Genomic DNA, 2,271 nt, shown 5'->3' with positions numbered 1-2,271 from the left:
AGTGCGTGAGTTGAAAGAGGACTATGTGAAGGGAATGCATTAGGAAACATGGACAGGAAACAAATCTACATCGATGTTCTATTACATAAAGGGATTTACAAGATAAACGGAAGACAGTTGTGGGAACTAAATGAACAAGAGTTATGGGAATTAATCAAAGGAGATGGGGAGAATGAGAGAGATTAAGTTTCGCGGCAAACCGATTGAGGATTATGGTGACACAAAATGGCTCTACGGAAGTGCAATCATGGATTATGAAGATAAGTTAGCTTATATTGAGGCAAATTATCAAGGTTGTGTACCAGTTGAATGGGAAACGGTCAGTCAATACACAGGTTTAAAGGATAATAAAAATGTTCCGATTTATGAAGGAGATATTGTGTACCACGAAAGATTCAATGAGACTTCAGAAATCGCTTATTCAGGAAAAGAAATGTGTTTCATTGGTATCCCTTGTGAAGCAGAGCATAGAAAAAGTTATTTCGATGGCTACATAGATTCAATAGATTTAATGAATGAGAATCTGGAAATTTTTAAATGTGAAGTCATCGGCAATATCTACGAAAATCCAGAACTATTAAAAGGGGGAAAAGGAGAATGATTAGAAACGAAGTGAAATGGTTTGGGGAACATATGGAAAGTAAATTACAGGAGAATGAACATAAAACAGGTTGGGCAGATTGTACAGTGGATTTTCTATCTTCGCAAATACGAAAGAACCTAAATGAATTAGATAGCATGTTTGAAGAATTACCTTCTAATTACTCAGTGTTTTCAGCGAATGTTATTAGGCAGTGCAGTGACATAGCAAACTACGCAATGATGATTGCTGATATCTCAAACAAGTATGTATGCAAATACGATCCGCCAAACAAAGGAGATGAAGATATGAAAGCGATGGAGCATGGTACTTTTGAAATTACTAAACTATTAGCAGAATCAAAGGAGAATGAAGAGAATGGCAACTAAGATCATTATGTTTACGAAAAACGATTGTCCGAATTGCAAAAGAGCAAAATTCATGTTGGAAGCGTGTCCTGTTGAAGTTGACATTGAAGAGATTAATGCAGATGAATTATATGGTGTTTATGATGATTTGAAGGAAAAAGGAATTATGTCATTACCATCATTTTATATAGGTGATGAGTTAATTGAAGGTTTTAATGAAGGGAAAATAATGACGAAATTAGGTCTATAGGAGGTATTTCATGAAGAAAGAAACCAAGATACAGGTGAAGGGTGAGCTCCATACAGTACAAAGTGAGATTCATAAGTTGCAGTACCATTTGGTCGGATTGGATAACGAGAAGCGAAAGACGAAGAAACAGCAGTTACAAGAATTGCAGGATATGAAGAAGAAATTGATCAGTTACTTATAAGGAGATGGAACGTTAATGGATTTACGAGTGAAGATTAAGAGGTTAAAAGATGTAGAGTTGCCAAAGTATGCACGGGAATTTGATGCTGGATTCGATTTAGTAGCAGCAGAGGATGTAACTATTGAACCAGGGGAAACAAAGGTGATTCCTACAGGATTGGCATTTGAGATACCACCAGGATATGAAATGCAAATAAGACCACGTAGCGGAATGTCACGAAAAACAAAGTTACGAGTAGTTTTAGGGACTATCGATAGTGGATATAGGGGAGAAGTTGGAGTAATTGCAGATAACGTTTCAATGGTTGAATACGCATCTATGCCAAGATTTAATGCAGGTATTTTAGCAGGAGATAACGATTTTAGCATTACAAAGCCAGTGAAATATGATGTTATCAAAATTAGTAAGGGTGAACGTATTGCTCAGGGTGTCATAGCACCAGTGGAAACGGCTCATTTTGTTGAGGTGGATGATCTATCGGATAGCGAAAGAGGCGTCGGAGGGTTCGGATCTACAGGGATTAAGTAAGAACAAATTTGGATTTTATTAAGAAAGAGGGAATGAAAGAATGAAGTTTTGGGCGCTTGCTTATCAATATCAAGATGATGTTTTTTATGACTTCGCAATAGAAGAGACTACTTTGGATTTAAGTGAGACTTGTTTCTTACCTACAAAAGAAGTAGCTGAAGATTTCATTAGCCAGCAATTAGATGATGAATACATTCCAGTAGAAATTGAATTAGAGACACTTCAGAAAAACGGGATTTGGTCTTATACAAGAGGTCGAGTTGAACGTTGGGATGAGGATTTTGAATAAAAGCGTTATTTGAATAGAAAAGGAGTGTTTACATGAGCGGTTTCTATCCGAAAGCAAAAATAAAATTATCTTTCG

General features: G+C 36.4%; 7 protein-coding genes. All 7 read left to right on the top strand.

The features are described from left to right. The first annotated feature begins 48 nt into the window (after positions 1-48). Genes JDS96_RS30255 through JDS96_RS30225 form a run of 7 tightly spaced genes read left to right on the top strand, consistent with a single transcriptional unit; the run spans position 49 to position 2,196 of the window. The gene (locus JDS96_RS30255) at positions 49-186 is read left to right on the top strand and encodes a Fur-regulated basic protein FbpA (RefSeq protein WP_199669065.1); all 138 of its coding nucleotides are present in this window, start codon (positions 49-51) and stop codon (positions 184-186) included. Continuing rightward, a complete protein-coding gene (locus JDS96_RS30250) occupies positions 173-601 on the top strand; it encodes a YopX family protein (protein WP_199669064.1) in 429 nt (142 codons plus the stop codon). The genes JDS96_RS30255 and JDS96_RS30250 overlap by 14 nt, the downstream gene beginning before the upstream one ends. Next, a complete protein-coding gene (locus JDS96_RS30245) occupies positions 598-969 on the top strand; it encodes a hypothetical protein (RefSeq protein ID WP_199669063.1) in 372 nt (123 codons plus the stop codon). The genes JDS96_RS30250 and JDS96_RS30245 overlap by 4 nt, the downstream gene beginning before the upstream one ends. Then, positions 959-1,198, top strand: coding sequence for a glutaredoxin family protein (locus JDS96_RS30240; protein ID WP_199669062.1), 240 nt, complete (start codon positions 959-961; stop codon positions 1,196-1,198). The genes JDS96_RS30245 and JDS96_RS30240 overlap by 11 nt, the downstream gene beginning before the upstream one ends. A 10-nt stretch (positions 1,199-1,208) precedes the next feature. Beyond that, complete coding sequence (locus JDS96_RS30235) at positions 1,209-1,379, top strand: hypothetical protein (RefSeq protein WP_199669061.1); 171 nt, start codon at positions 1,209-1,211, stop codon at positions 1,377-1,379. A gap of 15 nt (positions 1,380-1,394) precedes the next feature. Continuing rightward, positions 1,395-1,907, top strand: a complete 513-nt coding sequence (locus JDS96_RS30230) for a dUTP diphosphatase (protein WP_199669060.1) — start codon at positions 1,395-1,397, stop codon at positions 1,905-1,907. A gap of 40 nt (positions 1,908-1,947) precedes the next feature. After that, entirely contained in the window at positions 1,948-2,196 is a 249-nt protein-coding gene (locus JDS96_RS30225; RefSeq protein ID WP_199669059.1) for a hypothetical protein, read from the top strand. Positions 2,197-2,271 lie beyond the last annotated feature (75 nt).

Origin of the sequence: Bacillus cereus group sp. N21 (assembly GCF_016483395.1) — a bacterium.
Lineage (GTDB): Bacteria > Bacillota > Bacilli > Bacillales > Bacillaceae_G > Bacillus_A > Bacillus_A pseudomycoides.
This window is presented reverse-complemented; position numbering and strand designations above follow the sequence as displayed.